This is a genomic window from Clostridiales bacterium (genome assembly GCA_012512255.1).
Taxonomy (GTDB): domain Bacteria; phylum Bacillota; class Clostridia; order Christensenellales; family DUVY01; genus DUVY01.
The window spans coordinates 1-1721 of the sequence record JAAZDJ010000068.1 but is presented as its reverse complement, the minus strand read 5'-3'; the positions used below and the strand labels follow the sequence as shown (position 1 = coordinate 1721).

Genomic DNA, 1721 nt, shown 5'->3' with positions numbered 1-1721 from the left:
TAATGAAAATATAAAACCTTATTTTAAAGACAAAAAGTTAAACGAAATTGACGGTTTAGATATTCAAAAATTTCTTAATAGTATAAAAAGAAATAATACACGGGTAAAGGTTGGCAATATAATTCGCGCTAGCTTTGAAAAGGCGGTTAAACTGAGAATAATAAAATATAATCCATATAGTTCCGTTGAAATACCTGCAATAAAGAGTAAGCATTATAAGCCTTTGGAGTTTGACCAACAAAATGAAATTTTGAAGTTAATTACTAATCCAATTTATTATCCTGTCTTTTTTTTTATGTGTTGCACAGGATTGAGAATAGGAGAATTTTTGGCTTTAAATTTTAGTAAAGATATTGATTATACAACTAATGAAATAATTATTAATAAATCGATAGATGTTTATACAAATACCATACATAATTCAACTAAAACAGAAAGCGGTATGAGAAAGGTAAAATTTCATAGCGATTTAATACCTTATATTCAAGAATTAGAAAAAAATCAGCGTTCAGGCAAAAGATATACATATTCAATGGTAAGATGTTATTTTAAAAGATTATATGCAAAGTTAGGCTATAAGGGATATAATATTCATACTTTTAGACATACTTTTATAAGCGTCTGTTATTATGTCGGTATGAGAGAAAAGTATATTCAAAAATTAGTTGGACACGCAAGTCTTGATATGACGTTAAATACATATACGCATATTTTAAAGCGTGGGAATTCGCCTATATTAGAATACATACAAAAGCTGAAAGATATTTTATAAAAGGCGACCTATTGATTTGAACCTTTAAAAATTTAAGGAAAAATTTTTGATATTTTTTATCAAACTTTGCTAATAACCCTAAAAAAAAGCCTTTTTTGCTAACTAAACTAGTGAAAATGGCCGTTTTTTGGAGCTGATGGGGGGATTTGAACCCCCGACCTATTGATTACGAATCAATTGCTCTGCCAGCTGAGCTACATCAGCGTATATTGAAAAATGCAAGATATATTATACAATTTGACGCCCAAAAAGACAACTAAAATATTTTGTTAATTTTTTAATGCGCCGATATGGCGGTTTTTAGGGCGCCCAAAAAAAATTATAAAAAAACGGTAAAGGCAAAAGTCTTTGGTCGCGTTTTTTAGAGGTGTTGATTTTGCGTAAAACTATGTATGGTTTGGTCTTTTATATCTTTATCTTTTTGATTGTCCGAGCCTTTATGTTTTTTGCTGTTATTTTTTGCATAAAATTTTTGGACTGTAATCATTCTTTTTTATTGCTATAAAACGGGCGGCATAATATAATGATAATATTATGTCACCTAATGAAAAAGACGGGGTTTTGGGACAAAACCAAAACCCCCCGAAAAAATTTGGCGCTTATCAGATTATAAGCATTATAGTTTTAGTATTAATCTTGGCGTTGACCGTTGCCGCGGGCGTTTTTTTTATAAAAGAAATAGGCTGGAAAAACCTTTTTGACGCCCAAGCCGGCAGGGAAAAGATTCAGGCGTATATAGCCGATTTTGGCGTTTGGTCCAAATATATCTATGTCGCGATAGCTTTTGTTTCGGTTATTTTGGCGGTCATCCCCAACAATGTGGTCGCCATTGCCGGCGGATATCTATACGGCACATGGGCAAGCATCGGGCTTTCGCTTATTGGCACGATTTTGGGCAGTTTGGCGGCTTTTGGGCTGTCGCGCGCGTTTGGGCGGCCGCTTGTCTATC

Annotated in this window: 2 protein-coding genes and 1 tRNA gene; 2 read left to right on the top strand and 1 reads right to left on the bottom strand. The window is 33.2% G+C overall.

What is annotated here, in order from left to right; all coding sequences use genetic code 11:
• The coding region (locus GX756_03485; GenBank protein NLC16920.1) for a site-specific integrase at positions 1–772 on the top strand (772 nt) is incomplete at its 5' end.
• 128 nt (positions 773–900) lie between these two features.
• Here GX756_03485 and GX756_03480 read toward each other — a convergent pair.
• Positions 901–976, bottom strand: a tRNA-Thr gene (locus GX756_03480).
• A 330-nt stretch (positions 977–1306) separates the two neighbouring features.
• Here GX756_03480 and GX756_03475 point away from each other — a divergent pair.
• The coding region (locus GX756_03475; protein ID NLC16919.1) for a TVP38/TMEM64 family protein at positions 1307–1721 on the top strand (415 nt) is incomplete at its 3' end.